The 26,022-nt window shown below is 47.2% G+C and carries 26 protein-coding genes and 1 tRNA gene; 17 read left to right on the plus strand and 10 right to left on the minus strand.

What is annotated here, in order from left to right; all coding sequences use genetic code 11:
- Nucleotides 1–51 precede the first annotated feature (51 nt).
- The 17 genes from BM292_RS04405 to BM292_RS04485 all read left to right on the plus strand — a co-directional run bounded on the left by BM292_RS04405 (nt 52) and on the right by BM292_RS04485 (nt 15,138).
- The gene (locus BM292_RS04405; protein ID WP_092855651.1) at nt 52–243 is read left to right on the plus strand and encodes a hypothetical protein; all 192 of its coding nucleotides are present in this window, start codon (nt 52–54) and stop codon (nt 241–243) included.
- Nucleotides 244–274: 31 nt separating this feature from the next.
- Nucleotides 275–2,872 carry a leucine--tRNA ligase gene (gene leuS / locus BM292_RS04410; protein WP_425439078.1) on the plus strand — a complete coding sequence of 866 codons (2,598 nt, stop codon included), beginning with the start codon at nt 275–277 and terminating at the stop codon, nt 2,870–2,872.
- A 15-nt stretch (nt 2,873–2,887) separates the two neighbouring features.
- Nucleotides 2,888–3,376: an LPS-assembly lipoprotein LptE gene (locus BM292_RS04415; protein WP_092855652.1), complete on the plus strand. Its 489-nt coding sequence runs from the start codon at nt 2,888–2,890 to the stop codon at nt 3,374–3,376.
- A gap of 6 nt (nt 3,377–3,382) precedes the next feature.
- Nucleotides 3,383–4,402 (plus strand): DNA polymerase III subunit delta, encoded by a 1,020-nt coding sequence (holA, locus tag BM292_RS04420; protein ID WP_092855654.1) that lies wholly within the window; start codon nt 3,383–3,385, stop codon nt 4,400–4,402.
- Nucleotides 4,399–5,028, plus strand: a complete 630-nt coding sequence (gene nadD / locus BM292_RS04425) for a nicotinate-nucleotide adenylyltransferase (protein ID WP_092855656.1) — start codon at nt 4,399–4,401, stop codon at nt 5,026–5,028. The genes holA and nadD overlap by 4 nt, the downstream gene beginning before the upstream one ends.
- Nucleotides 5,029–5,111: 83 nt before the next feature.
- On the plus strand, nt 5,112–5,435 hold the full coding sequence (gene rsfS / locus BM292_RS04430) for a ribosome silencing factor (RefSeq protein ID WP_092856909.1): 324 nt from the start codon (nt 5,112–5,114) through the stop codon (nt 5,433–5,435).
- On the plus strand, nt 5,435–5,905 hold the full coding sequence (rlmH, locus tag BM292_RS04435; protein ID WP_092855658.1) for a 23S rRNA (pseudouridine(1915)-N(3))-methyltransferase RlmH: 471 nt from the start codon (nt 5,435–5,437) through the stop codon (nt 5,903–5,905). Before rsfS ends, rlmH begins: the two co-directional genes overlap by 1 nt.
- Before the next feature lies 1 nt (nt 5,906).
- Complete coding sequence (gene mrdA, locus BM292_RS04440; protein ID WP_092855660.1) at nt 5,907–7,793, plus strand: penicillin-binding protein 2; 1,887 nt, start codon at nt 5,907–5,909, stop codon at nt 7,791–7,793.
- Entirely contained in the window at nt 7,768–8,877 is a 1,110-nt protein-coding gene (gene rodA, locus BM292_RS04445; protein ID WP_092855662.1) for a rod shape-determining protein RodA, read from the plus strand. Before mrdA ends, rodA begins: the two co-directional genes overlap by 26 nt.
- Nucleotides 8,878–8,897: 20 nt before the next feature.
- Nucleotides 8,898–9,884: a lytic murein transglycosylase B gene (gene mltB / locus BM292_RS04450; RefSeq protein WP_092855664.1), complete on the plus strand. Its 987-nt coding sequence runs from the start codon at nt 8,898–8,900 to the stop codon at nt 9,882–9,884.
- A gap of 3 nt (nt 9,885–9,887) precedes the next feature.
- A complete protein-coding gene (locus BM292_RS04455) occupies nt 9,888–10,694 on the plus strand; it encodes a septal ring lytic transglycosylase RlpA family protein (protein WP_092855667.1) in 807 nt (268 codons plus the stop codon).
- Between the two features lie 127 nt (nt 10,695–10,821).
- Nucleotides 10,822–11,994 (plus strand): D-alanyl-D-alanine carboxypeptidase family protein, encoded by a 1,173-nt coding sequence (locus tag BM292_RS04460; RefSeq protein WP_092855669.1) that lies wholly within the window; start codon nt 10,822–10,824, stop codon nt 11,992–11,994.
- 23 nt (nt 11,995–12,017) lie between these two features.
- Nucleotides 12,018–12,866 (plus strand): aminotransferase class IV, encoded by an 849-nt coding sequence (locus BM292_RS04465; protein WP_092855671.1) that lies wholly within the window; start codon nt 12,018–12,020, stop codon nt 12,864–12,866.
- A gap of 3 nt (nt 12,867–12,869) precedes the next feature.
- Nucleotides 12,870–13,136, plus strand: coding sequence for a DUF493 family protein YbeD (gene ybeD, locus BM292_RS04470; RefSeq protein WP_092855673.1), 267 nt, complete (start codon nt 12,870–12,872; stop codon nt 13,134–13,136).
- A complete protein-coding gene (lipB, locus tag BM292_RS04475; RefSeq protein WP_092855675.1) occupies nt 13,126–13,791 on the plus strand; it encodes a lipoyl(octanoyl) transferase LipB in 666 nt (221 codons plus the stop codon). The genes ybeD and lipB overlap by 11 nt, the downstream gene beginning before the upstream one ends.
- A complete protein-coding gene (gene lipA / locus BM292_RS04480; protein WP_092855677.1) occupies nt 13,775–14,740 on the plus strand; it encodes a lipoyl synthase in 966 nt (321 codons plus the stop codon). Before lipB ends, lipA begins: the two co-directional genes overlap by 17 nt.
- Complete coding sequence (locus tag BM292_RS04485) at nt 14,737–15,138, plus strand: MAPEG family protein (RefSeq protein WP_092855679.1); 402 nt, start codon at nt 14,737–14,739, stop codon at nt 15,136–15,138. The genes lipA and BM292_RS04485 overlap by 4 nt, the downstream gene beginning before the upstream one ends.
- Here the strand turns inward: BM292_RS04485 and BM292_RS04490 are convergent.
- The 10 genes from BM292_RS04490 to BM292_RS04535 all read right to left on the minus strand — a co-directional run bounded on the left by BM292_RS04490 (nt 15,119) and on the right by BM292_RS04535 (nt 25,992).
- Complete coding sequence (locus BM292_RS04490) at nt 15,119–15,949, minus strand: hypothetical protein (protein ID WP_143434064.1); 831 nt, start codon at nt 15,947–15,949, stop codon at nt 15,119–15,121. The genes BM292_RS04485 and BM292_RS04490 overlap by 20 nt on opposite strands.
- Nucleotides 15,950–15,961: 12 nt before the next feature.
- Nucleotides 15,962–16,858: a lipoprotein NlpI gene (gene nlpI / locus BM292_RS04495; RefSeq protein ID WP_092855682.1), complete on the minus strand. Its 897-nt coding sequence runs from the start codon at nt 16,856–16,858 to the stop codon at nt 15,962–15,964.
- Between the two features lie 145 nt (nt 16,859–17,003).
- A complete protein-coding gene (gene pnp, locus BM292_RS04500; RefSeq protein WP_092855683.1) occupies nt 17,004–19,139 on the minus strand; it encodes a polyribonucleotide nucleotidyltransferase in 2,136 nt (711 codons plus the stop codon).
- A 178-nt stretch (nt 19,140–19,317) separates the two neighbouring features.
- Complete coding sequence (gene rpsO, locus BM292_RS04505) at nt 19,318–19,587, minus strand: 30S ribosomal protein S15 (protein ID WP_092855684.1); 270 nt, start codon at nt 19,585–19,587, stop codon at nt 19,318–19,320.
- Nucleotides 19,588–19,708: 121 nt separating this feature from the next.
- Entirely contained in the window at nt 19,709–20,650 is a 942-nt protein-coding gene (gene truB, locus BM292_RS04510) for a tRNA pseudouridine(55) synthase TruB (RefSeq protein WP_092855685.1), read from the minus strand.
- The gene (rbfA, locus tag BM292_RS04515; protein WP_092855687.1) at nt 20,651–21,070 is read right to left on the minus strand and encodes a 30S ribosome-binding factor RbfA; all 420 of its coding nucleotides are present in this window, start codon (nt 21,068–21,070) and stop codon (nt 20,651–20,653) included.
- A gap of 6 nt (nt 21,071–21,076) precedes the next feature.
- Nucleotides 21,077–23,749, minus strand: coding sequence for a translation initiation factor IF-2 (gene infB / locus BM292_RS04520; RefSeq protein ID WP_092855689.1), 2,673 nt, complete (start codon nt 23,747–23,749; stop codon nt 21,077–21,079).
- 23 nt (nt 23,750–23,772) lie between these two features.
- Entirely contained in the window at nt 23,773–25,272 is a 1,500-nt protein-coding gene (nusA, locus tag BM292_RS04525; RefSeq protein ID WP_092855691.1) for a transcription termination factor NusA, read from the minus strand.
- 24 nt (nt 25,273–25,296) lie between these two features.
- Nucleotides 25,297–25,746 carry a ribosome maturation factor RimP gene (gene rimP / locus BM292_RS04530; RefSeq protein WP_407681422.1) on the minus strand — a complete coding sequence of 150 codons (450 nt, stop codon included), beginning with the start codon at nt 25,744–25,746 and terminating at the stop codon, nt 25,297–25,299.
- A gap of 169 nt (nt 25,747–25,915) precedes the next feature.
- Nucleotides 25,916–25,992: transfer RNA gene (locus tag BM292_RS04535), tRNA-Met, on the minus strand.
- Nucleotides 25,993–26,022: the final 30 nt, after the last annotated feature.

Genomic DNA, 26,022 nt, shown 5'->3' on the forward strand with positions numbered 1-26,022 from the left:
TAACTCAAGCTACTGTATTAAACTTTTATTTATCCAGCATGGAGAATCGCCATGGAAAATATTATTGCCGCTTTGTTATTTGCCGTTTTAGTTGGTGCTGGTTCACTTGGTGTGACTAGTTTGGGCATGTTTGCTTTTCACCGTAACGAAAACCGTGACGCCCAGCAGCGCGAACGCCTTGAATACGCCTTCTTTGGTGTCTTTGGTGTCGTCGTTATGCTGATGATGTGGTACGCCCTTTAATCAATTATTTAGCAGTTGAATGGATAGTCAGATGTCAAAAAACATAGCGGAACAATATGATCCAGCCGTTGTAGAACCGCAAGTTCAGCAACGTTGGGAACGTGACCAAGTATTTAACGTTACCGAAGATGAAAACAAAGAAAAGTTTTATTGCTTGTCGATGTTTCCATACCCTAGTGGCAAATTACACATGGGCCACGTGCGTAACTACACGCTTGGTGATGTCGTTGCCCGCTATCAACGTATGCAAGGTAAAAACGTATTACAACCGATGGGTTGGGATGCTTTTGGCTTGCCAGCAGAAAACGCAGCTATCCAAAATAAAACTGCACCGGCTAAATGGACTTATCAAAACATCGACTACATGCGTAACCAATTAAAGTCGCTTGGCTTTGGTTACGATTGGTCACGTGAACTTGCAACCTGTACCCCAGAGTATTATCGCTGGGAGCAGTGGTTTTTCACGAAACTATTTGAAAAAGGTTTGGTTTACAAAAAAAATGCGACCGTGAACTGGGACCCAATTGACCAGACGGTATTGGCTAACGAACAGGTTATCGACGGTCGCGGCTGGCGTTCAGGCGCTATTGTTGAGCAAAAAGAAATTCCGCAGTGGTTCATTAAAATCACCGATTACGCTGAAGAGTTGTTGACGGATTTGGACCAGCTAGAAGGCTGGCCTGAGCAGGTCAAAACCATGCAACGCAATTGGATTGGTCGATCTGAAGGCGTCGAAATTGACTTTTCAATTGCCAATAGCGAGCGTCAGTTAACCGTTTATACGACGCGTCCGGATACGCTTTATGGCGTGACGTATATGGCGGTCGCAGCACAGCATCCACTTGCGCAAGAAGCTGCCGCAAACAATCCTGAATTAGCGGCATTTATTGAAACCATCAAAAATACCAAGATGGCGGAAGCTGAACTGGCAACCATTGATAAGAAAGGCATGGATACCGGTGTTCGTGCAGTGCACCCAATGACCGGCGAGCAGATTCCGGTGTGGGTTGCCAACTTTGTCTTGATGGATTACGGCTCAGGCGCAGTGATGGCGGTACCTGCTCACGACCAACGCGACTGGGAATTCGCGACAGCTTATGATCTACCGATTCAAGTTGTCATTGATCCAGCATCTGGCGATGAAGATATCGCTACCGGAGCGATTACAACCAAAGGTACTACCATTAACTCCGGCGAGTATGACGGTCTGAGTAGTGACGAAGCCTTTGACGCGATTGCTGCGCACCTAGAACAGCGCAACATCGGTCGTCGTCAGGTTAATTATCGTCTACGCGATTGGGGCGTTTCACGTCAACGCTATTGGGGCACGCCAATTCCGATGCTGAACTTGCCTAACGGTGAGTCGGTTCCAGTACCGGCGGATCAGTTACCTGTGCGTCTACCAGAAGATGTCGTGATGGATGGCACAACCTCGCCAATCAAGGCCGATGAAAACTGGCGTAAAACAACCTATAACGGTGCGCCAGCCGAGCATGAAACCGATACTTTCGATACCTTTATGGAGTCGTCGTGGTATTACGCTCGCTATTGTAGCGCCAATTTCCATGACGGCATGCTCAACCCTGAGCAAGCAAACTATTGGCTACCTGTTGATCAGTATATCGGTGGTATCGAGCATGCCATCTTACATTTATTGTATGCACGCTTCTTCCACAAGTTATTGCGTGACACCGGCTTGGTTAGTTCAGACGAGCCGTTTAAGCGCCTGCTGACCCAAGGTATGGTGTTGGCAGATAGCTACTACCGCGAAGATGCCTCGGGCAAAATCACTTGGTACTCGCCGCTTGATGTTGAAATTATTCGTGACGAAAAGGGTCGTATTACCCAAGCGATTCTGACCACTGATGGCCAGCCCGTGCAACATGGCGGCATGACCAAAATGTCGAAATCCAAGAATAACGGTATCGACCCACAAGTCATGATTGATAAATACGGCGCTGATACCGTGCGTTTATTCATGATGTTCGCAGCGCCACCAGAAGCCACTTTGGAGTGGGCTGACTCAGGTGTTGAAGGTGCACAACGTTTCTTACGTCGCGTGTGGCGTTTAGTGGCTGACTTTGTTGAGGTTGCAGAACAGTCTCGCAGTCAGAATTGGAGCGAATTATCCGACGCTCAACAAGAACTACGCCGCGAAGTGCACCGTACCATTGCGAAAGTTACTGATGATATGGGGCGTCGCCAAAACTTCAATACGGCTATCGCTGCCATCATGGAGTTATTAAATCGCCTGCAAAAAGCACCATTAGCCACCGAACTTGATCGTGGCATTATGGCTGAAGCACTTGATGCAGTGGTACTTATGTTGGCACCGGTAACCCCACATCTGAGCGAAGCGCTGTGGCAAGCACTTGGGCACCAAGACGACGTCAACTTTGCCGCTTGGCCGCAATTCGACGAAGCCGCACTAGTTGAAACATCGGTGCTCGTCGTGGTTCAAGTAAATGGCAAAGTGCGCAGTAAAATTACTGTTTCCGCTGATGCAAACCAAGATCAAGTGACCGCTGTGGCGCTCGCTGATGAAAACGTACAAAAGTTTATTGATGGTAAAACCATTCGTAAGCAAATTTACGTGCCAGGTAAGCTTTTTAATATCGTAGCGAACTAACATAGGTTACCGACTATGCGACAGCTGATTCTGAAGTTAACCGTAATAGCCTTAGCCACAGCCCTAACCGGCTGTGGTTTTCAATTACGCGATGACTATCAGTTGCCACCGGCGATGCAAACAGTCAGTGTACAAGCACCCGCCTTTAGCGAATTTCAGCAAGTGCTTGAGCGCCGTTTGAATCTTGCTGGTGCAAAACTTGATGGCACGCAACAAAACAGCCTCATTATTGAAGTGCTAGACGACACTCTCGATCGACGCACCTTGTCGTTATCGCAGTCAGGGCAAGTCGCCGAATATGAAATGATTTATACAGTCTATTACCAGTTGATTGAACAAGGCGAAGTTTCCGCGCAACAACAAGTTGAAGTCTATCGCGACTACCAAGATGACCCGAACTTTGCCTTGGCAAAAACACGTGAACGAGAGGTACTGGTTCAGGAAATGCGCGAAGAAGCAGCGCGCTTACTGTTGCGCCAAACGATTGCCTACCTCACGGAGTAATCGATAATGCAGCTCACCCCAACACAATTGCAAGACCAGTTCTCCCAATCGGGACTGCCTGCGGTTATTTGTGTGTTCGGTGATGCTCCATTATTAATCGATGACGCACTTCAACAATTACGTAAAATTGCGCGCCAACAGGGTATCGACGAACGTGAACGGCACTTACAAGACAGCCAGTTTGATTGGCGTTTGCTAAGAGACCAGAGTGCAAGTTTCAGCTTATTTTCAAGTAAAAAGCTTGTTGAGCTAGAACTACCGGAAGGCAAGCCTGGACGTGATGGCGCCGATGCTTTAAGACAGTATGCTCAAGCCCCACTTGAAGATCAGATTCTGATCATCATCGGCCCCAAATTAAAGCAAGAGCAGCTCAAATCAAAATGGTATCAAGACTTAGTCTCGGCTGGGCCCGTGGTGAGTGCTAACAGTCCTGATCGTGCCAGTTTACCCCGCTTTATTCAGCAACGCGCACAGCGATATCGGTTACAACTCAATGCAGAGGCAACACAACTGTTGACGAGTTGGTTTGAAGGAAATTTGCTTGCTCTGGATCAAGAATTACAAAAGCTCGCACTAAGCGATTTACCGCAACCGATATCTGCCGATTCGATTCAGCAAGCCGCTCAAGACCAGAGCCGATTTAATGTTTTTGCCCTGCAAGAAGCCATCCTGCATGCTGACCTAAATAACGCCCTGCATCGCCTCGCTCGCTTGTTAGAAGACGATGTTGAAGAAGCTATTTTAAATTGGATGCTACAACGTGAATGGCAACTCGTATGCACCTTGCAGCAAGCCGATAACTTTGCTGATGCTTGCCGTAAGAATGGCGTTTGGCGTAATCAAGAAGGCTCCTATCGAAACTTTTGTCAACGTATGACAGCTCCGGCTATCAGTAAAGCTGCTGAATTATTGACACGACTTGAGTATGCATTTAAACGCGACTCTGGTGAAGATTACGGTACGCTGGCGACGCATCTTGTTACTCTTTACTGCCAGCCGGATGCCGTGAGTCGGTTACCACAATGATGCGGGCAATATTAGGCGGTACCTTTGATCCAATTCATTGGGGTCATTTAAACGCAGTCAAGCACGTCTGTGAGCTCATTGCCTGCGACCAACTCATCCTGTTACCCAGCGCGCAACCGCCACATCGCAGTTATCCGGGCGCCAGCGCCGAACAACGGCTTGCTATGGCAAAGCTGGCCGCGCAAGAGCTACCTAACTGTATTGCCGACAATTGGGAATTATTGCAACCGCGTAAATCTTACACCCAGTTAACCTTGAGCCAATTTCATCAACGCTGGCCGCACGACACCTTAGTATTTATTGTTGGCGAAGATGCGTTTGCTGGGCTTGAAAGCTGGTACCAATGGCAACATTTACTCGACCATGCGCATATCGTGGTCATGCGTCGCCCGCATTCGCACAATATCTTCAGTGACACCTTACAACAATGGTTAGCCGCGGTTGAAACAAAACACCCTGAACAGTTGCGTGACCAGCCAAATGGTTACGTTTACCTCGCCGAAACGCCCGCATTTGATATCTCGGCTACAGCCATCCGCAATGCGATTCAAACTGAGCAAGCTTGGGCTCATCTTGTACCCACGACAGTTGCTAACTATATCCAAACACATCAACTCTATCGTTAGCTGATTTTTACCATTGCTTCGTGGTAAACTACGCCCGTTTTATGACATTATTTTATTAGCCGAATTATTGGAGCGTGGATCTCTTGCAAGCAGAACAATTACGCGACTTTGTTGTCGACAAAGTTGAAGACCTGAAAGGCCGTGACATTAAAGTACTTGATGTTCATGATCAAACCGACGTTGCAGAATATATGATCATCTGTTCAGGCAACTCAAAAACGCATGTTCGTAGTATTGCCAACTATGTAGCAACTGAAGCCAAACATCATGGTGTTGCACCACTCGGTATCGAAGGTCATGAACATTCAGAATGGGTTCTGGTCGATCTCGGCGATGTGGTTGTGCATATCATGCAAGAATCTATTCGCGACTTCTATGAGCTCGAAAAACTCTGGGGGCGAAAGTAATGCGTATTCGGCTGATTGCTGTTGGGCAGAAAATGCCTGATTGGGTCAGCACAGGTTATCAAACCTACGCCAAACGTTTTCCAGCTGATTGCCAACTTGAACTCATCGAGATTAACGCTGGAAAACGTGGTAAAAATGCTGATATCGCGCGAATTTTGCGTCAAGAGGGTGAAGCGATGCTGGCTGCTGTTGGCAAGAGCGATCGCATTGTCACCCTAGAAGTAACCGGCAAAAGCTGGACGACACCTCAGCTTGCACAGCGGCTCGAAACTTGGCTCATGGATGGCCGTGATGTTAGCTTGTTGGTTGGTGGGCCAGAAGGACTCGCTCCCGAATGCATTGCAGCAGCTGATGAGCGTTGGTCATTGTCAGCATTAACTTTACCTCACCCTCTCGTACGTGTACTGATTGCTGAAAGTCTGTACCGCGCTTGGAGTGTTACCGCTAACCATCCATATCATCGCGAGTAATATGAAGCATAAACGCGTCACCATTCGAGATCATCATGCTGAATCTGCGCTTTTCGGGCGTCGCGTTTTTGTTAGTCTGCTTATTGTTGTGATTGCCTTTGGTGTATTGTTCACCAACATGTATCGACTGCAGGTCGTTGATCATCAAAGTTTCCAAACTCGCTCCAATGATAATCGTATTAAGGTTGTTCCATTAGCGCCAAACCGTGGCCTAATTTATGATCGTCGAGGGCGTATTCTGGCAGAAAACCAGCCGGTAATGAGTCTTGAAGTAACGCCAGAAAAAGTTCAAGACTTAGAACAAACACTTACTCAACTGCAACAACTGCTCGCCATCGACGATGAGACCATCGCTGAGTTTCACGAGAACCGGCGTCGTGAACGCCGCTTTAATCAGATCATTTTGCTTGACGGTTTAACCGAACAACAGGCGGCGCGCTTTGCTGTGCGCCAACACGAATTTCCAGGCGTTAGCATTGAAGCGCGGCTGGTTCGGCATTACCCCTATGGCGAAGCAATTACTCATGCGCTTGGCTACGTCGCTAAAATTAACCGCAATGATTTAAACAAGTTACGCGAAGAGGACAAACAGGCAAATTACGCCGCCACACGGGTCATCGGTAAACTTGGTATTGAAAGATATTATGAAGAGCTGCTCCATGGCACCATCGGATATCAACAAGTTGAAGTGGATATCCACGGCCGCAATATCCGTACCCTCTCGGTTGAGCCACCTATACCAGGCCAAGATCTTCACCTTGAATTAGACATTGAACTGCAGCAATTTGCATACGAACTACTCGGGGACGAGCGTGGATCGATCATCTTGATGGATCCTCGCGATGGCGCAATTCGAGCCATGGTGAGTAAGCCAAGTTACGATCCGAACTGGTTTGCCCAAGGCATTTCTTACGCACAATACCAGAGCCTGTTAAATTCTCGCCACTCTCCTTTATTAAATCGTTCAACACAAGGCGGCTATCCACCCGCTTCAACGGTCAAACCACAACTTGCCGTGTTGGGTCTCGAAGAAGGTATTATCACCCCAACCACCAAAGTTTGGGATCCTGGTTGGTTCCAAATAGAAGGCGTTGACCATCGCTATCGTGACTGGTTAGCCTGGGGCCATGGCTGGGTCAATGTCACCGATGCGATTGTCGAAAGTTGCGATACGTTCTATTACGATTTAGCGTTAAAAATGGGCATTGATACCATTCACGATGGCATGGTTCGCTATGGTTTTGGTGCACGCACTGGAATCGATATCGCCGAAGAATCAGCAGCTGTCATGCCATCACGAGGCTGGAAGCGGGCTCGTTTCAATCAGCCGTGGTATGCAGGTGAAACCGTTTCGATTGGTATTGGTCAAAGCTACTGGACCACCACACCAATGCAATTAGCCGTGGGAACTTCAGTTATCGTCAACCGCGGCGAAAGACCCGTACCGCGGTTATTGCATGCCATTCAAGAAGGTGAAGTTGTCTTGCCGGCTGTGGTTGAAATGCGCGAACCTGTTACCTTGAAAAATCCCAAAAATTGGGATGTCGTATTACAGGCGCTCAATTTAACTGTGAGTTCGATTAAAGGCACCGCGCATCGTGCATTCAAAGATGCAACCTATACCAGCGGCGGTAAAACAGGAACGGCTCAAGTGCGTAGCATTGGTCAGGAAGAAGAATACAACGCCGAAGAAATTGATGAACGTTATCGTGATAATGCGATGTATGTTGGCCATGCTCCGGCTGAAAACCCTGAGTTAGTCGTTGTTATTGCCGTAGAAAATACGATTGGTGGCGGTGGTAGTGTTGCAGCCCCAATGGCAAGAAGGTTACTTGATTTCTACTTTGAACAGGAACAGCGTTATGCGCAGCAATCAACAAAAGAATAAGTGGCTGCAGCGTTTCCACATTGATGGTCCGCTATTTCTTGGCCTACTGGCGCTAGCGGTGCTTAGCTTAATCACCGTTTATTCCGCAAGCGGGCAAGATCTTGCCATGACAGAACGCCAGCTCATTCGTATCGGCCTAGCATTCACCGCAATGCTGGTGATTGCACAAATTCCTCTCGGTGCTATTGAACGTTTTTCGTTGCCACTGTTTGCTATCGGTGTTGTGCTGTTGCTGGGCGTATTGTTATTTGGTGAATCCAGTAAAGGAGCACAACGATGGTTGAACCTTGGTGTGGTCACCATTCAACCGTCTGAAATCATGAAGCTAGCCGTACCGATGACGATTGCGTGGTTTCTTGCTGAACACGGGATTCCACCGACTAAACGTCGATTAGCTGCCGCATTTATGTTGCTCATGGTTCCCACTTTGATGATCGCAAAACAGCCTGATTTAGGGACATCAATCCTTATTGCAAGCTCAGGTATTTTTGTCTTATTTCTATCGGGTATCAGCTGGCGTTTAATCACCTTTTTTGCGGCAGCTATTGGCGCTTTTATTCCGGTGTTGTGGTTCTTTTTAATGCATGGCTATCAACGCCAGCGAGTATTGACATTTCTTGATCCCGAACGCGATCCGCTGGGCTCTGGTTATCAAATCATTCAATCCAAAATTGCGATTGGTTCCGGTGGTGTTGAGGGCAAAGGCTGGCTTCAAGGTACACAATCACAACTCGAGTTTTTACCAGAGCGCCATACCGATTTTATCTTTTCCGTATTTAGTGAGGAGTTCGGCCTCGTGGGTGTGATTGGCCTGTTCATTCTATACGGCTTTGTCATTGTTCGTGGTCTGATTATCGCCATGCGTGCGCAAAAGGTTTATCAGAAATTACTCGCCGGTAGCCTCACCCTAACTTTTTTTGTTTATGTTCTTGTAAATATCGGCATGGTTTCCGGTTTATTGCCTGTGGTTGGTGTACCCTTACCTCTCATCAGTTACGGTGGCACCTCAATGGTGACTTTGCTCGCTGGGTTTGGTTTACTGATGGCAGTTGCAACGAACCAACGTTTAGTTATGCATGATTAACACAACAAGGAATAACAAGTATGGGTAACTTGAGTAAAGCATGTGTCATTGCCGTTTGCGGCGCGCTAAGCTTAACCAGCCAATTGGCATTCGCGTCCACAGATTATCAACAACAGCGTCAGCAGTTTGTTGAGCAAATGGTTACCAAACACGGTTTTACCGCAACTGAAGTTGAGTCACTATTGGCTCAGGCTACCCGTAATGAAACTATTCTTGAGGCGATTGCGAGACCCTGGGAAGCCAAACCTTGGTATCAATACTACCCAATTTTCCTTACCGAAAAACGCCTACAAGCAGGATTAAAATTCTGGCAAGAACATGAACAAACGCTTGCCCGTGCAGAGCAAGAATTTGGAGTGCCCGCTGAGATAATCGTCGCCATTATTGGTGTCGAAACCTTTTATGGTGAATACCGTGGTAAATATAGCGTACTTGATGCGCTTTATACGCTCGGCTTCCACTACCCGCCCCGTGCTAAGTTTTTCCGCTCAGAACTTGAACAATATATGTTACTTACACGCGAGGAATCTCTCCCAGCGCGAGAGCTAATGGGTTCTTACGCTGGCGCAATGGGTTACGGCCAGTTTATTTCATCGTCATATCGTCATTACGCGGTTGATTTTGACGGCGATAACGTCCGCGATCTGCTTGGAAATATCACCGACGCAATCGGCAGTGTCGCCAACTACTTTGCCGAGCACGGTTGGCAAGCTCATGCCCCTGTGGCAACCAAATTAACCGCGACAGACACCCACGCAAAGCTTGTCAGTAAAGGATTAAAACCAGATACATCAGTTGCAGAATTGAAGCAAAACGGTCTAGAATTAAACCAAATGGGCACAAGCACGGACGAGGCTTTGGCTAAAGTATTCGAATTCGAATTAGCTGACGGTCACGAGTATTGGTTGGGATATCACAACTTTTATGTGATTACTCGATACAATCATAGTCCGCTGTATGCCATGGCTGTGTACCAACTTAGTCAACAATTAAAACAAGCGCGCTAATTCATGATGATCGTTATTCGGTTACTAACAATAGCAGTGTTGATAGTTTTGTTGAGTGCATGTTCAAGTTCATCATCAACAAACTCTCGCTATAGTCAAAAATATGACTCTATTCCGTCGCGGTTACCCACCGCCGACGAGTTGGTTGAGCCTGAACCCTCTTTTGAGCCGCCGAGTCGTCAGGGTAATCGAACCTATTCGTTATTCGGTAATACTTGGCATATTTTGGATGATGTGTCCGATTTCAGTCAGGAAGGCGTGGCATCATGGTACGGTGAAAAGTTTCATGGTCACCTCACATCGAATGGCGAAACTTACGATATGTATGCGATGAGTGCCGCACATAAAACATTGCCACTGCCAACCTATGTGCGCGTAACCAATTTAGATAATGAAAAAAGCGTGGTGGTTCGAGTGAATGACCGCGGGCCATTTCATGGTAACCGTATTATCGATCTTTCCTATGTCGCCGCATACAAACTCGATATGCTCAAATCTGGTACGGCCCGCGTTAAAATTGAAGCTTTGCAACCTAGTTCAGGTAATGAAGTGCTGGCAGTCACGCCACCTTTAGAAGCCGAGTCGATTGAGCAATTTTATATTCAAGTTCATGCTGGCAGTGATACCGAACGATTACGGGCAGAAGCCAGCCGATTACAGAATTTATACCAAGTTCCTGCAACTACTCAGCCAAATAATGGTCTATACCGAGTAGTTTTAGGTCCATTGGCTGAACCACAAACCAATCAGTTACTTGAACAGCTAAGGAAAGCTGGGTATCCCGACGCATTTCGCGTTGCGGTTCCGTAATCTTAGCGTTTGTCGGTAGCATTGCAGCGCAACGTCGTATCGGCCCTGCCATATACTGCTATTGCGGGCATTTTTATGCTATATTCAGCGCCCTTTTCATCCAGAAATAAAAAAGAGAAGAGTTAACATGCGTCGTGTACTTCGTCATTTTTTTCGTACAATTGCCATTACCGCAGTAGCCTTTACTGCTGTTGCCCAAGCAGCAATTGTTCCCCCGGCACCATCAGTCAACGCCAAAGGGTATATCCTGATTGATTACACTACCGGGTACGTCATTACCTCAGAAAATGCCGATGAAGCGTTAGCGCCTGCTAGTTTAACCAAAATGATGACGAGCTATATCATCGGTCGAGAGTTACAAGCGGGACGAATCAGTAACGATGATATGGTAACCATCAGTAACAATGCGTGGGCGAAAAACTTCCCAGAGTCCTCAAAAATGTTCATCGAGGTTGGTAAGCAAGTATCGGTCGCTGATCTCAATCGCGGTATTGTGATTTCCTCCGGCAACGATGCTTGTGTTGCTATGGCTGAACACATTGCTGGTAGCGAAGATGCATTTGCTGATTTAATGAACACCTATGCCGCAGAATTAGGCATGAGTAGTTCGAGCTTTGCCAACAGTCACGGACTTCCTGATCCAAATCAGTACAGCTCACCGCGTGACATGGCTACGCTTGCCCGCGCCTTGATCCGTGATGTACCTGAAGAATACTCGTTATATGCTGAAAAATCATTCACTTATAACAATATCAAACAATATAACCGCAACTCTTTGTTGTGGGATCGCAGCATGAATGTCGATGGTATTAAAACGGGCCACACCAATGAAGCTGGCTACAGCCTGGTTTCTTCTGCAACCGAAGGCGACACTCGTTTAATTGCTGTCGTTATGGGAACAGCTAGCGAACAAGCTCGTAAAGTTGAGAGCAAAAAGCTGCTGAACTACGGCTTCCGCTATTACGAAACAGTTACTGCGTATCAAGCAGGTGAGAGTTTTGTCGATCACCGTATTTGGGGGGGTGAGCAAGACACGGTTCAACTCGGTGTCACTGAACCAGTCGTCATCACGCTACCACGCGGACAGCGCAATAATCTAAAAGCGAACTTTGAACTAAACCAAACTTTAGAAGCACCGATTGCTAAAGGTACACAAGTGGGTACGGTTTACCTGCAGTTAGAAGGCGAAGATATCGCAAGCTATCCATTAGTGACGCTAAATGCCGTTGAACAAGGCGGTATCTTCAAACGCTTAATGGATTGGGCTGAGCAGAAGTTTAGTGGTGAAGGCGAGAGTTAATATCCCCCTGCTAGGTAGTCAATGTGGCTGACATAATCTATTTAAACGGTGACTGGATCACCAGTGAAGACGCAAAAGTCTCGGTTTTTGACCGAGGCTTTTTGTTTGCAGACGGCGTATACGAAGTTATTCCGGTTTACCAACGCCGACCTTTCTTACTCGAATTACATATTCAACGCCTACAACGCTCAGCTGAAGCTATTGGTATCACGTTTATTGAGGCTAACTATTGGTACCAGTTGGTTGATGAATTGATTGATCGCAATAACTATGACAATGGTTTGGTGTACATTCAGCTGACTTTTGGCGCCGATAGCCAACGTAGCCATCTGCCGACGCAGCCTTTATCACCCACGATTTATGCCAGCATGTCTTCGTTACACGTTCATTGGGATACACCAATTCCTGTGAAAGTTGCAGTTTTAGAGGATATTCGGTGGCAGCGTTGTGATATCAAAAGTATTAGTTTGCTCGGTAATATCATGCTAAAACGCGAGGCCGCTAAATTAGGTGCATTTGAGCCATTATTGCATCGTCATGGGCGTATTACCGAAGGCGCTTCATGCAATTATTTTATGGTCAAAAACGGCCATTTATATACACCGCCTGCTGACCACTTGATTTTGGCGGGGATCACCCGCACATGGGTGATACAACTGGCGAAAAGTTTAGCTATCGAAGTGCATGAAGAACCAATGAATGTCAATGAATTGCAACACGTTGATGAGGTATTCCTGACAAGCTCAAGCCGCGAAGTACAGCCGGTTGGACAAATTGATGATATAATTGTCGGCAATGGTCAGTGCGGTGCAATAACTGCACAGATAGCTGAAGCGTTTCACGCCAGCAAACGACATCTCATTCAGGAGTAAAGCATGCAAAAAACACGCTTTGATGAGTTGGTAGAATTTCCGTGTCACTTTACCTTTAAAGTGATGGGACTTGCTGTACCCGAGCTTCCAGATTCGGTAGTTGCGGTTGCCCAGCAACATGCACCAGGTGATTACCTACCAACGGTAAAACCGAGTAGCAAAGGTAATTACCATTCTGTATCAATCAAAGTTCAAGTCACAAGCCAACAGCACATTGAGACGCTGTATCGTGCGTTAGCGGATATCGAAGAAGTTCGTTATGTCCTCTAAATTAGTTATTCGAAGTTTAGGTCGACAACCATACGAGCCGATTTGGGCCGCTATGCAAAAGTTTACTGATGAACGTGACGAAAATACCACCGATGAGCTGTGGGTGTTAGAGCACGACCCTGTTTTCACCCAAGGCCAAGCAGGCAAAGAAGAGCATATTCTGGCACCGGGCAACATCCCGATTGTGAAGGTAGACCGAGGCGGTCAAGTCACTTATCACGGTCCTGGACAGCTGGTGGTTTACTTTCTGCTCGATATTCGCCGGCGTAAGATGGGCGTTCGCCAGTTAGTTAATGCGATTGAAGATGCCATTGTGGCAATGATGGCAGAGTATGGCGTGGAAGCCGCTGCACGTCCTGATGCCCCAGGCGTTTATGTCAATGGTGCAAAACTTTGTTCGCTCGGTTTGCGTATACGTAAAGGTTGCTCATTTCATGGCTTAGCCTTGAACGTCGATATGGATTTGGAACCATTTTTGCGTATTAATCCATGTGGCTACGCCGGTATGCAAATGGTGCAAAGTAAAGATCTGAATGGTCCGCAAAGTGTCAACGAAGCGGCCCTGCATGTAACCCAAATTTTTGCTCGATTATTGGGTTATGAACACACGATAGAAGAAACAGGATTCGCGAAAGATTATGTCAAAGCCAGTTAGAGTTGAACCTGGAGTTAAATTACGCGACGCCGACAAAATGGCGTTGATTCCGGTGAAAATTGTCCCTACTGAGCGCGACCAAATGTTGCGCAAGCCTGAGTGGTTAAAGGTTAAGTTACCCGCGTCTACTCAACGAATTGACGAAATCAAACAAGCGATGCGTAAGCACGGCTTACACTCCGTTTGTGAAGAAGCCTCGTGCCCAAACCTCGCCGAGTGTTTTAACCACGGAACTGCGACGTTTATGATTTTAGGTGCTATTTGCACCCGTCGCTGCCCATTCTGTGACGTTGCACACGGCCGCCCTTTGCCTGTTGATCCTGAAGAAGCAGTGAAATTAGGTGCAACCATTCGTGATATGAAAGTGAAATACGTCGTGGTTACATCGGTCGATCGTGATGATTTGCGCGATGGTGGTGCTCAGCACTTCGCTGATTGTATTCGAGAAATTCGTGAGCAAAGCCCAGGTATCCAAGTCGAAGTGTTAGTGCCCGATTTCCGCGGTCGTATGGACGTTGCGCTTGAAATACTCGCAGATGAAGCACCTGATGTATTCAACCACAATCTAGAAACGGTGCCACGCATGTATAAGGCGGCGCGCCCTGGAGCGAACTACCAGTGGTCGCTCGATTTATTGAAGCGTTACAAAGAAGCGCGCTCTGATGTGCGGACTAAGTCTGGCTTAATGGTCGGTCTGGGTGAAACCAATGAAGAAATCTTAGAAGTTATGCGCGATTTGCGTGCTCATAACGTGGATATGCTGACGATAGGTCAATATCTGCAACCGAGCCGCCATCACCTTCCGGTGACTCGCTATGTCACCCCTGCCGAGTTTGATATGTTCCGCGAAGAAGGTGAAAAAATGGGCTTTACCCATATTGCCTCGGGGCCACTTGTACGCTCTTCCTATCATGCGGACATGCAAGCAGCCGGTAAGGAAGTAAAATGAGTACGCTCATTTGGTGCTTATTAATTGCGGGGTTGCTGCCCATTGCAGCGAAAGCCCCCGTGGTTTACTTTCAAAATCGCGATAAAGGCTATGACAACCGTCATCCTCGTGCCCAACAGAGCCGCTTAACCGGCGCTGGGGCGCGTGCAGTTGCTGGTCATTACAATGCCTTTGAAGCTTTTCCATTGTATGCAGCAGCGATTTTGTTAGTGTTGGTTACCGAACAAATCACTGCACTCAATACCACGCTTGCCATTAGCTTTATTGGTTTTCGTGTGGCATACCATGTGTTTTATCTCGCGAACTGGGACAAACTGCGCAGTTTGGTGTGGCTTTTTGCTCTACTTTGCCCGGTACTGATGATTGCACAAACAGCAATTACCGTGGGTGCGCAATAAGCTCGAGATAGAGCTCAGGCCATTCATTAATATCGTGATATTGCATTGGCGTCATCGCAATCAGCGGGCGCCAAGCAAACTTTCCAGCAACTGCGTTACAGGTCGCTACTGGATGCAAGCCCACCGACTCTGCCGCACTTCCCAAACGCCACTGTTCATCATTGATCTGCGTTGCCAATTGACGCCAATCCGCCACCGCGTGACGCCATGGTAACCGTCGCCAAAGTTGCTTTAATTCGCGCCCAGACATAACCGTGTTGTCGGTAACCACCACGTTGAAACTGGCATGGTTATAACGCCCCACACAAAAACCTTCAGCAAGCTCAGGTGCCATGGCGTATTCATCAGCCAAGCCAAGCCAATGGCCTATTTCATGCGCAAATAGAGATAGTGACGCATTAATGGGAAGTATGATTTGATTAGCCGTGCTGCTCGCTATGCCATCACCGGCTCGAACAAAGACAATACGACGCTGGTTCATGTCAATTGTTTGTGTTTGTTGCCACCGACAATCCATGCGTGCGCGACTACCGACAATGTCGCACTGCAATTGTTCTGCATGATAGGTTTGTATCGAAAAGCAATTCACAAACTGCGCCAGAGGGTGTTGATGCCACTGTGAAAGTTGTTCTAACACCTGTCGTTTTTGCGTCTGTGGCAAATAAAGCGTTACCGGCTCAACAACGCCACACTGTTGATTCTGGAGCGACGGCAGCGGCGCAATACCATACGCTGCTGCCTCGTGTAAATTACTCGCGTTACTGGCATGACTCAGTACAAGTGCCATCACGCTGGTAAACATTGTCTTCACAGCGTTACGCCGTTATCCATTCGTTGCATTGGTTTCTAATGCTTGTTTGCTGCGTTGCAGCTCTAAGCCTGCATAGCGGTATTCTAAGAACATAAACACATTGGTACTCATGGCCAGTCGAAAATACACCGATGCGGCCGAGAAATCACCGTTGAGTTGCTGTAGCTTGCCCAGATAGAAATAGGTTTCGCACATGCGCTCCGCGAGTGTTTCATCTGGCTTTAAATCACGTACCGCAAAGCCGTTCAAAAACGTTTGCTCATCAATGGCGCCGAGCATTAAGTCGACTAGACTCCAGCCCCATTCAGTATTGCCATACTCAACACGACGCTTTGCTAAGTTCAATCTGGCAGCGGTCGCATCGTCTTCCACTTCCGCTAAAAATAGCCAAATGACGCGATATGGGTCTGTCGGTTGCGCTTCAAAATAGTCACGGAAGTCACTAATGGCGAGGTCAATGCGTTCGTCGTAATAAGCGTTTACACCGCGGTTGAGGATTGCATAAGGATGTTCAGGCTCAAGTTCTAAAACCCCGTCAAACATCTCATAGGCATAGCCAAATTCTTCTAATTGCGTGTAATGAATCCCGAGGTAATTGTAGGCATCTGCTAAGCGCGGGTTGTACTCTAAAGCGTGGTTAAAATCGATCCGTGCCAACGTGACCAATCCAAGTGCATCGTATAACGAACCGCGACGATACAATAATTCTGCGCGACTTTCTTCCGGCAGTTCCAGATCGCGGGCGACAATTTCATTCAATTTCGCAATCTCTAACTGGTAACGGGCATCCGCTTCTTGTGGCGTCACCACAAATAAATTAGTCAATGCGTTGTCTGATGATTTTCCTGTTTGTGCACACGCACTTAAAAACATCATCAGAAAAATGACAAGCCCGATACGAATTTTCATGAATCACTACCTTGTTGAAAAGCTTCTAACAGCATCATAACGTAGATTGCCTAAAAAAACGAAAATTCAATGTTAAGAAAGCCCAATAAAAAAGCTGTGTCCGGCTCCCCGAACACAGCTTTTCAGCTTTTGATTACGAAGTAACTTATTCGTCGTTTGAAGACTCTTCAGCCGCATCTTGTGCAGGCGCTTCAGCCGGCTTATCAGCAGCATCTTTCATGCTCAAACGCACACGGCCTTGGCGGTCAATTTCGAGTACTTTTACTGGTACAACATCACCAACTTTCAAATACTCGTTCACGTCGTTCACACGCTCTTCAGCGATTTGTGAAATGTGCACCAAGCCATCTTTGCCAGGTAGAATCGTGACGAACGCACCGAAATCAACGATACGTGCAACTTTACCTTGGTAGATTCGGCCCACTTCAACTTCAGCTGTCAATTCTTCAATACGCGCAATCGCTGCATCTGCTGATTCTTGGTCAGTTGCTGCGATACGTACGGTACCGTCATCATTGATTTCGATGTTGGTATTTGTGCTCTCGGTTAATTCACGGATAACTGCACCGCCCTTACCGATAACGTCACGAATCTTATCTGGATTAATTTTGATTGTGGTGTAGCGTGGCGCGTAGCTTGATAATTCAGTACGAGCACCAGAAATCGCATCATCCATCACGTTCAAAATGTGCAAACGCGCGGCTTTTGCTTGAGCCAATGCAATTTCCATGATTTCACGTGTGATACCGTCAATCTTGATATCCATCTGAAGCGCTGTGACACCTTCTGTGCTACCCGCTACTTTAAAGTCCATGTCGCCCAAGTGGTCTTCATCACCCAAGATGTCAGACAACACAACAAAGTTGTCGCCTTCTTTGACCAAGCCCATGGCGATACCAGCAACTGACGATTTAATTGGAACACCAGCATCCATCAACGCTAATGATGCACCACAAACTGATGCCATCGAGCTTGAACCGTTTGATTCAGTGATTTCTGACACCACACGAATGGTGTACGGGAATTCTTCTTGTGATGGCATGACCGCTTGCACACCACGTTTCGCCAAACGACCGTGACCAATTTCACGACGCTTCGGTGAACCTACCATGCCGGTTTCGCCCACACAGTATGGAGGGAAGTTGTAGTGCAACATGAAACGGCTATCAGTGCGACCAGTTAGGTCGTCAATCATCTGCGCATCACGCTCAGTACCTAAGGTAGCAGTGACCAACGCTTGGGTTTCGCCACGAGTAAATACCGCAGAACCGTGCGTACGCGGTAACACGCCAGTAGCGATATGCAATGCACGCACCATATCTGGTTCACGGCCATCGATACGCTTTTCACCGGCGATGATACGGCTACGTACCACTTTACTTTCCAATGAATGGAATAAGTCACCAATTTCTTTCGCATCCAAAGTTTCGTCTTCGGCAACTAATTTCTCAGTGATTTCAGCCTTTAGCGCAGCGATTTGTTCGTAACGCTTGGCCTTCTCAGTGATGCGGTAAGCATCGCCGATACCTTGCTCAGCCAATTCTTTGATTTTGTTCAATAAAGAATCGTTAGTCGCAGGAGCTTGCCAGTCCCACTTCTCTTTACCAGCTTCAGCTGCAAATTCGTTAATCGCATTGATCACTGATTGCATTTGATCGTGACCATAAACTACCGCGCCTAACATGGCGTCTTCAGACAGCAACTGAGCTTCTGATTCAACCATCAATACTGCGCTTGACGTACCAGCAACAACTAAATCAAGTTTCGAAGTAGCGAGTTCGTCCATGGTTGGGTTCAATACATATTCGTCGTTGATTACACCAACGCGTGCTGCACCAATTGGGCCAGCAAATGGAACACCAGAGATAGCCAACGCCGCAGAAGTACCAATCAACGCAACAATATCAGGATTGATTTGTGGATTAACCGATACCACGGTGGCAATCACTTGTACTTCGTTGTTAAAACCTTCAGGGAATAACGGACGAATTGGACGGTCGATTAAACGTGAGGTCAACGTTTCGTTTTCTGAAGGACGGCCTTCACGCTTGAAAAAGCCACCAGGTATTTTACCAGCTGCGTAAGTACGCTCTTGGTAGTTCACGGTTAATGGGAAGAAATCTTGACCTTCTTTAGCGTCTTTTTTTGCGACAACGGTCACCAATACGGTGGTGTCGTCCATGCTTGCAAGTACTGCTGCTGTTGCTTGACGCGCCATCGCGCCAGTTTCTAATGTGACTGTATGCTGACCATACTTAAATTTCTTTGTAATCGGATTCACGTGTTATTTTCCTTTCTTCTTTCTCTCTAAATTCTAAAGCGCTATTAGCTACTAGATATTAGATACTCGCTAAATGCCGGCTCGCTTTTCTAATATCCAATATCTAATATCCAATATCGCTTTAGTTTTTCATTAAACGAAAAAGGGGCCACAACAGGCCCCTTTGCTCGAACAGTGCTTAGCGACGTAAACCGAGTCGCTCAATCAGGCTTGCATAGCGCTGATTGTTTTTACGCTTTAAGTAGTCCAACAACTTACGACGTTGGCTTACCATACGTAACAGACCACGACGTGAGTGGTGATCTTTTGCGTGTTCTTTAAAGTGGCTTTGCAGCTCGTTAATGTTTGCAGTTAACAAAGCAACTTGAACTTCTGGAGAACCAGTGTCGTTTTCGCCTTGACCGTATTCTTTAACGATTTCCGCTTTTTGTGCCGCAGTTAGTGACATATATTACTCCTGATTGTTTAAGAATGTCAGTGCCAATCACTAATTCAGCACCGACGAAATCGCTGTGGATTATACGCATGAACGCTCGCAAACGCAATGCTAACAGCGGGTAAACTCAGTTTTATAGATTCAGTACGCGCTTTGGTGCGAGCACGCCATTTTGCCAAATGCCAATACCAATAAATTCACCGCTATCCGATCGAAAAACTCGCCATGGCTCAGCGCTATCAGCAGCATCCAGCGCAGCTCGCGCTGGATTACCACTTTGAAAACGCGCTACATTTTCGGCATCAATTGAAACCGCCTGAATTTGTCGAATGACACAGTCGTTTGGCTGTAATAAGGCGTCCAAAGCGGCGTAGTCACCGGCCTCGGGGTTGCACTGGTCTGCAACTTCGGCCAATTCACTTAAGCTCAATAGCGGCCCCTCAACGCCTTCTATCCAACTGCGATGCAATTCTTGTACGTATGCCCCGCAGCCTAGATATTGCCCCATGTCGTCAATTAACGTTCGAATATAAGTGCCTTTCGAACACGTCACTTCCAACGTTAATTGTTGCTCTGACCAATCAATAAAATTTATCGCATGAATGGTGATTTGCCTCGTTTTTCTAGGCACTTCAATACCTTGACGCGCATACCAATACAGCGGACGGCCTTCATATTTTAGCGCCGAATACATCGATGGCGATTGTTCTTGGCTGCCGATGAAATGGTCAATTGCTTGATTGATTCGCGTCTGCGACAAGGTTGCTAGCGCCGCTGATTCGCATTCCCAAGCAATATCCCCCTCGGCGTCGCTGGTGGTTGTTCTCGCACCTAACTGTGCGACAACCCGATAGGTTTTATCTGCCTCTAGGGCAAAATGAGATACCTTTGTTGCCTCACCAAAACACAGTGGTAACAGCCCAGTTGCTAACGGATCTAAAGCGCCCGTATGACCCGCCTTATTGGCATTAAAAAAACGCCGCACTTGCTGGAGTGCGGCGTTTGATGTGATATCACGGGGCTTATCTAACAAAATCACGCCGCTGACATTGCGGCCCGATTTACGTCGTCCCATTTATTCGTCTCCGCTTGAATCCGATTGAGTATCACTGCTGTCATCAGTTTTATCGCTACGCTTTGAATCACGTCTAATGGCTTCATCAACCAGACGTGACATACGAATACCTTCGTTCAACGACGGGTCGTGTACAAAGCGTAATTCTGGCGTGATACGAGCGCGTACGCGCTTGCCCAGCAATGAACGGATAAAGCCAGATGCCTCATTCAGCACTTTAAGTGCTGTTTTGACATAAGCTTCATCGTCGTTAAAGAAGGTCACGAAAACTTTTGCATATGCAAGATCTCGTGACACTTCAATATCCGACACAGTGACCATTGATACGCGTGGGTCTTTGATTTCGCGCTGCAATATCATCGCGATTTCTCGTTGATATTGCTGCCCCACGCGATCAGTACGGCTAAAATCTTTTGCCATATTGGTTTATAGGCTCCGCTCTACTTGAATCGTTTCAAATACTTCGATTTGGTCACCGACTTTCACATCGTTGTAGTTCTTCACGCCGATACCACATTCCATGCCATTACGAACTTCTTGTACGTCGTCTTTAAAACGACGCAACGAATCAAGCTCGCCTTCAAAGATAACAACGTTATCACGAAGAACACGAATTGGAGCTGAACGTTTGACGACACCTTCAGTAACCATACAACCGGCAATAGCGCCAATCTTCGGTGACTTAAACACGTCACGAACTTCTGCCAAGCCGATGATTTGTTGTTTGAATTCTGGTGCGAGCATACCGCCCATTGCCGCCTTCACTTCATCAATCAGGTCGTAGATAACGCTGTAGTAGCGTAAATCAACCGCTTCTTGTTCAATGACACGTTTAGCTGATGCATCAGCACGGACGTTAAAGCCGACAACGATAGCGTTCGAAGCACTTGCCAACGATGCGTCAGTTTCGGTAATACCGCCAACGCCGCTACCAATAATATTCACTTTCACTTCATCAGTAGATAACTTCACCAATGAGTCAGCAATCGCTTCCAACGAACCTTGAACATCAGACTTCAATACAACGTTCAATTCTTTCACGTCGCCTTCAGCCATATTCGCAAACATATTTTCTAGCTTCGCTTTTTGCTGCTTCGCTAGCTTAATTTCACGATATTTGCCTTGACGATAGTTGGCAACTTCACGCGCTTTACGCTCATCTTTTACAGCGGTTGCTTCATCGCCCGCTTGCGGAACACCCGATAAACCGAGAATTTCCACAGGAATTGAAGGCCCAGCTTCTTTAATGTCTTTACCGTTCTCATCGCGCATCGCGCGAATACGACCATATTCAAGACCACAAAGAACGATATCGCCTTGGCGTAAAGTACCTTCTTGAACCAAGACTGAAGCAACTGGACCACGCCCTTTATCGAGACGTGATTCAATCACGATACCTTTTGCCATGCCGCTGGCATTGGCTTTTAGATCAAGTACCTCAGCTTGCAACAAGACCGACTCAAGCAATTGCTCAATACCGTCACCGCTATGCGCAGATACCGGTACGAACATCACATCACCACCCCATTCTTCTGGGATAACATCGCGTTGTGCTAGTTCGTTCTTCACACGATCTGGATCTGCTTCTGGCTTATCCATTTTGTTGATTGCAACAACAATTGGTACGCCTGCCGCTTTCGCGTGCTGAATCGCTTCCAATGTTTGTGGCATCACGCCATCATCTGCAGCAACAACCAAGATAACGATATCCGTTGCACTCGCACCACGTGCACGCATTGACGTAAACGCAGCGTGGCCTGGTGTATCGAGGAAGGTAATCATGCCATGGCCGGTTTCAACGTGGTACGCACCGATATGCTGAGTAATACCACCCGCTTCGCCACTGGCGACTTTCGCTTTACGAATGTAGTCGAGTAACGAGGTTTTACCATGGTCAACGTGACCCATAACGGTTACTACTGGCGCACGAGAAACTTGTTGCTGGTTCTCAGCTTCATCACGATCCGCCAGAATCTCTTGCTCAAGCGCATTTTCACTAACCAACACCACTTTGTGCCCCATCTCTTCAACTACCAACGAGGCAGTTTCTTGATCAAGCACTTGGTTAATCGTGACCATTTCACCCATTTTCATCATGGTTTTGATCACTTCGCTAGCCTTCACCGCCATACGGTTCGCTAACTCACCAACAGTAATGGTTTCACCTAGTTTCACTTCACGTTCAACAGGTGCTGCAGGCTTGTTAAAGCCGTGCTGCAACGATGAACGTTTTGAACCTTTACGACGTTTCTCACGGCGAGGCGCTTCGTCACGCTCGTCGTCTTTACCACGACGTTTGGTTTTGTTGCGACGAGCACGGCGTTCTTCGCCTTCATCCTGCTCATCTTCTGCTGCTTGCGCAGTTTGCGAAGTCGTGAAGTGCACTTCTTCCTGCTCAGCTTGCTTACGTTTGGCTTCTTCTTCTTGCCAACGCGCTTCGTTTTCTTCTGCTAAGCGGCGAGCTTCTTCAGCCTGACGTGCAGCTTCTGCTTCCGCTTTTTTGCGCGCTTCTTCTTCTTGCGCTTTGCGTAAACGTTCCGCTTCAGCCTTCGCCTCGTCCGCCTTCTGGCGCTCTTCTGGCGTCATTGCTGCGCGTTTTTCAGCTTCAGCTTTTGCCTTCGCTTTCTCTTTTTCTTTGCGGGCCGCTTCTTGCTTCGCTTTCTCTTCGGCCGCTTTCGCATCAGCTTTTGCCTTCGCTTCAGCTGCCGCTTTCGCTTCTTCTTCTTTGCGCTTGGCTTCTGCCGCTAAGCGTTCTTGTTCGGCTTTTTCTTGATCAGCTTTTTGCTGTTCTTCAAGCGCAGAACGCTTCACGTAAGTACGCTTTTTACGCACTTCAACCTGCACTGACTTGCTGCGACCTGGGCCGCCACCAATACTCAGTGTGCTTTTTTCTTTGCGCTTCAACGTCATTTTGGCAGGCTCACTCGGACCACTACCACCATGCGCCTTATTTAAATGGGCTAACAGGGCCTGCTTTTCATCTTCATTGACACGGTCGCCTGGCTGCTTTTTCATGCCTGCTTCCGCAAACTGTTGCACCAAACGATCAACTGTCGTACCGACGTCTTTAGCTAGTTTATCCAGCGTTACTTCTTCCATAGTCTATAGTACCCCCGTTGATCTTATTCTTCGTTACCGAACCAGCAAATGTTGCGTGCTTGCATAATCAGCTCGCCTGCTCGTTCTTCGGTCAACTCATCAATTCCGGCTAAATCATCGATACCTTGCTCTGCAAGGTCTTCTAAAGTGATGATGCCACGGCTTGCGAACACATAGGCCAAATGACGATCTAAGCCTTCTAGGTTCAATAATGTTTCGTCCGGCTCAGCACTTTCTAACGACTCTTCGTTCTTCAGCGCTTGTGTTGTTAACACCGCTTTCGCACGTGTACGCAGCTCTTCAACGATATCTTCATCCATACCTTCAATGTCGAGTAATTCGTCAACTGGTACGTATGCGATTTCTTCAAGCGTTGAAAAGCCTTCATCGACGAGTACTGAAGCAAAGTCTTCGTCGATATCAAGTTTTGACGTAAACAAGTCGAGAACTTTCTGCGCTTCAGCTCGGTTCTTCTCGGTGAATTCATCCACTGACATGACATTTAATTGCCAACCAGTTAACTGGCTTGCCAAGCGTACGTTCTGACCGGCTTTACCAATTGCCTGTGCCAAGTTACCTTCTTCAACCGCGATATCCATGGTGTGCGCTTCTTCGTCAACGACAATCGACGCAACTTCTGCCGGCGCCATTGCATTAATAACGAATTGCGCTGGGTTATCATCCCACAACACGATATCGACACGTTCACCACCGAGTTCACCCGATACGGCTTGTACACGTGCACCACGCATACCAACACAAGCGCCGACTGGATCGATGCGACGATCATTACTTTTCACTGCAATTTTGGCTCGTGAACCTGGGTCACGCGCGGCACCGCGAATTTCAATCATCTCTTCGCCGATTTCCGGTACTTCGATGCGGAACAATTCAACCAAAAAATCTGGATGTGTGCGGCTTACGAATAATTGTGCACCACGTGCTTCTGGGCGTACGTCGTAAAGAAGACCGCGAACACGGTCGCCAGCGCGGAATGATTCACGCGGTAATAATTCTTCACGATAAATAATCGCTTCGGCGTTGTTACCTAAATCAAGAATAACGTGCTCACGCGTTGCACGTTTGACAATGCCGCTCACTAGCTCACCGACTTGATCTTGATATTCTTCAACAACTTTGGCGCGCTCAGCTTCACGTACTTTTTGCACGATAACTTGCTTCGCGGTCTGCGTTGTAATGCGGTCAAATTCAATCGATTCGATTTGCTCTTCAACATAGTCGCCAGCGTTTACAGACTCGTCTTCATACTGAGCTGCCGCTAAACTAATTTCGCGATATGGATGCTCAAGCGGCTGTTCACTGTCGTCAACTACTAACCAACGACGATAGGTATCAAATTCGCCGGTTTGACGATTGATACTTACGCGAACATCGATATCGCCTTCATATTTCTTTTTAGTTGCGTGTGCAAGCGCAGATTCAAGTGCCTCAAAAATCTTCTCTTTTGACACATCTTTTTCATTTGAAACCGCTTCTGCAACCAATAAAATTTCTTTTGCCATTGTTTTGCCTCGCCTACGCAATCCTTAGTTGAACTGAGGAACTAAATGAGCTTTCTTAATTGATGACTGAGCTACTTTGAACTGCTCGCCATCAATACTAAATTCAATGTGATCGCCATCGACAGCGGCAATCACGCCTTTAAACTTACGTTTACCTTGTTGCGCCATGGTTAGCTCAACCGCAGCCCTTTCACCGATATAATCAGCGTACTGGCTAGCTTTAAAAAACGGACGTTCCATTCCTGGCGACGATACTTCAAGGAAGTACTCACTGTTGATCGGGTCTTCAACGTCCAAAATTGCGCTCACTTGATGACTTACATCAGCACAGTCATCAACACTAATTCCATTTTCGGAATCAATGTATACACGCAACGTTGAGTGTTTTCCGGCGCGCACAAACTCGACACCCCATAAGGTGAAGTCTAAGGCGGCAACTGCCGGTTCTAACATGTCAAATAAACGGTCTTCCATTCGAGCCAAGTTTGCTAACTCCTAAAAACAAAAAAAGGGCGTAAACGCCCAGTGTTGTTGACTGCCCACTCAAACTAATATTTCAGAATTAGTTTGCCGCAGCAAAGGTCACATAGTAAAAAGCCCCGAACTGCTGCGGGGCTTTTAAAACACTGGACCCTTTTGTAATTGGTTGCGGGGGCAGGATTTGAACCTACGACCTTCGGGTTATGAGCCCGACGAGCTACCAGACTGCTCCACCCCGCGTCCGAAAACGTGTCCATATTATACGGGTTT

Origin of the sequence: Pseudidiomarina tainanensis (genome assembly GCF_900115255.1) — a bacterium.
Classification (GTDB): Bacteria; Pseudomonadota; Gammaproteobacteria; order Enterobacterales; family Alteromonadaceae; genus Pseudidiomarina; species Pseudidiomarina tainanensis.

Coding starts and splice junctions, on each gene's coding strand:
- BM292_RS04405 (WP_092855651.1), top strand. CDS start 52: ATGGAAAATATTATTGCCGCTTTGTTATTTGCCGTTTTAGTTGGTGCT.
- leuS (WP_425439078.1), top strand. CDS start 275: ATGTCAAAAAACATAGCGGAACAATATGATCCAGCCGTTGTAGAACCG.
- BM292_RS04415 (WP_092855652.1), top strand. CDS start 2,888: ATGCGACAGCTGATTCTGAAGTTAACCGTAATAGCCTTAGCCACAGCC.
- holA (WP_092855654.1), top strand. CDS start 3,383: ATGCAGCTCACCCCAACACAATTGCAAGACCAGTTCTCCCAATCGGGA.
- nadD (WP_092855656.1), top strand. CDS start 4,399: ATGATGCGGGCAATATTAGGCGGTACCTTTGATCCAATTCATTGGGGT.
- rlmH (WP_092855658.1), top strand. CDS start 5,435: ATGCGTATTCGGCTGATTGCTGTTGGGCAGAAAATGCCTGATTGGGTC.
- mrdA (WP_092855660.1), top strand. CDS start 5,907: ATGAAGCATAAACGCGTCACCATTCGAGATCATCATGCTGAATCTGCG.
- rodA (WP_092855662.1), top strand. CDS start 7,768: ATGCGCAGCAATCAACAAAAGAATAAGTGGCTGCAGCGTTTCCACATT.
- mltB (WP_092855664.1), top strand. CDS start 8,898: ATGGGTAACTTGAGTAAAGCATGTGTCATTGCCGTTTGCGGCGCGCTA.
- BM292_RS04455 (WP_092855667.1), top strand. CDS start 9,888: ATGATGATCGTTATTCGGTTACTAACAATAGCAGTGTTGATAGTTTTG.
- BM292_RS04460 (WP_092855669.1), top strand. CDS start 10,822: ATGCGTCGTGTACTTCGTCATTTTTTTCGTACAATTGCCATTACCGCA.
- ybeD (WP_092855673.1), top strand. CDS start 12,870: ATGCAAAAAACACGCTTTGATGAGTTGGTAGAATTTCCGTGTCACTTT.
- lipB (WP_092855675.1), top strand. CDS start 13,126: ATGTCCTCTAAATTAGTTATTCGAAGTTTAGGTCGACAACCATACGAG.
- lipA (WP_092855677.1), top strand. CDS start 13,775: ATGTCAAAGCCAGTTAGAGTTGAACCTGGAGTTAAATTACGCGACGCC.
- BM292_RS04485 (WP_092855679.1), top strand. CDS start 14,737: ATGAGTACGCTCATTTGGTGCTTATTAATTGCGGGGTTGCTGCCCATT.
- nlpI (WP_092855682.1), bottom strand. CDS start 16,858: ATGAAAATTCGTATCGGGCTTGTCATTTTTCTGATGATGTTTTTAAGT.
- rpsO (WP_092855684.1), bottom strand. CDS start 19,587: ATGTCACTAACTGCGGCACAAAAAGCGGAAATCGTTAAAGAATACGGT.
- truB (WP_092855685.1), bottom strand. CDS start 20,650: ATGGGACGACGTAAATCGGGCCGCAATGTCAGCGGCGTGATTTTGTTA.
- rbfA (WP_092855687.1), bottom strand. CDS start 21,070: ATGGCAAAAGATTTTAGCCGTACTGATCGCGTGGGGCAGCAATATCAA.
- infB (WP_092855689.1), bottom strand. CDS start 23,749: ATGGAAGAAGTAACGCTGGATAAACTAGCTAAAGACGTCGGTACGACA.
- nusA (WP_092855691.1), bottom strand. CDS start 25,272: ATGGCAAAAGAAATTTTATTGGTTGCAGAAGCGGTTTCAAATGAAAAA.
- rimP (WP_407681422.1), bottom strand. CDS start 25,746: ATGGAAGACCGTTTATTTGACATGTTAGAACCGGCAGTTGCCGCCTTA.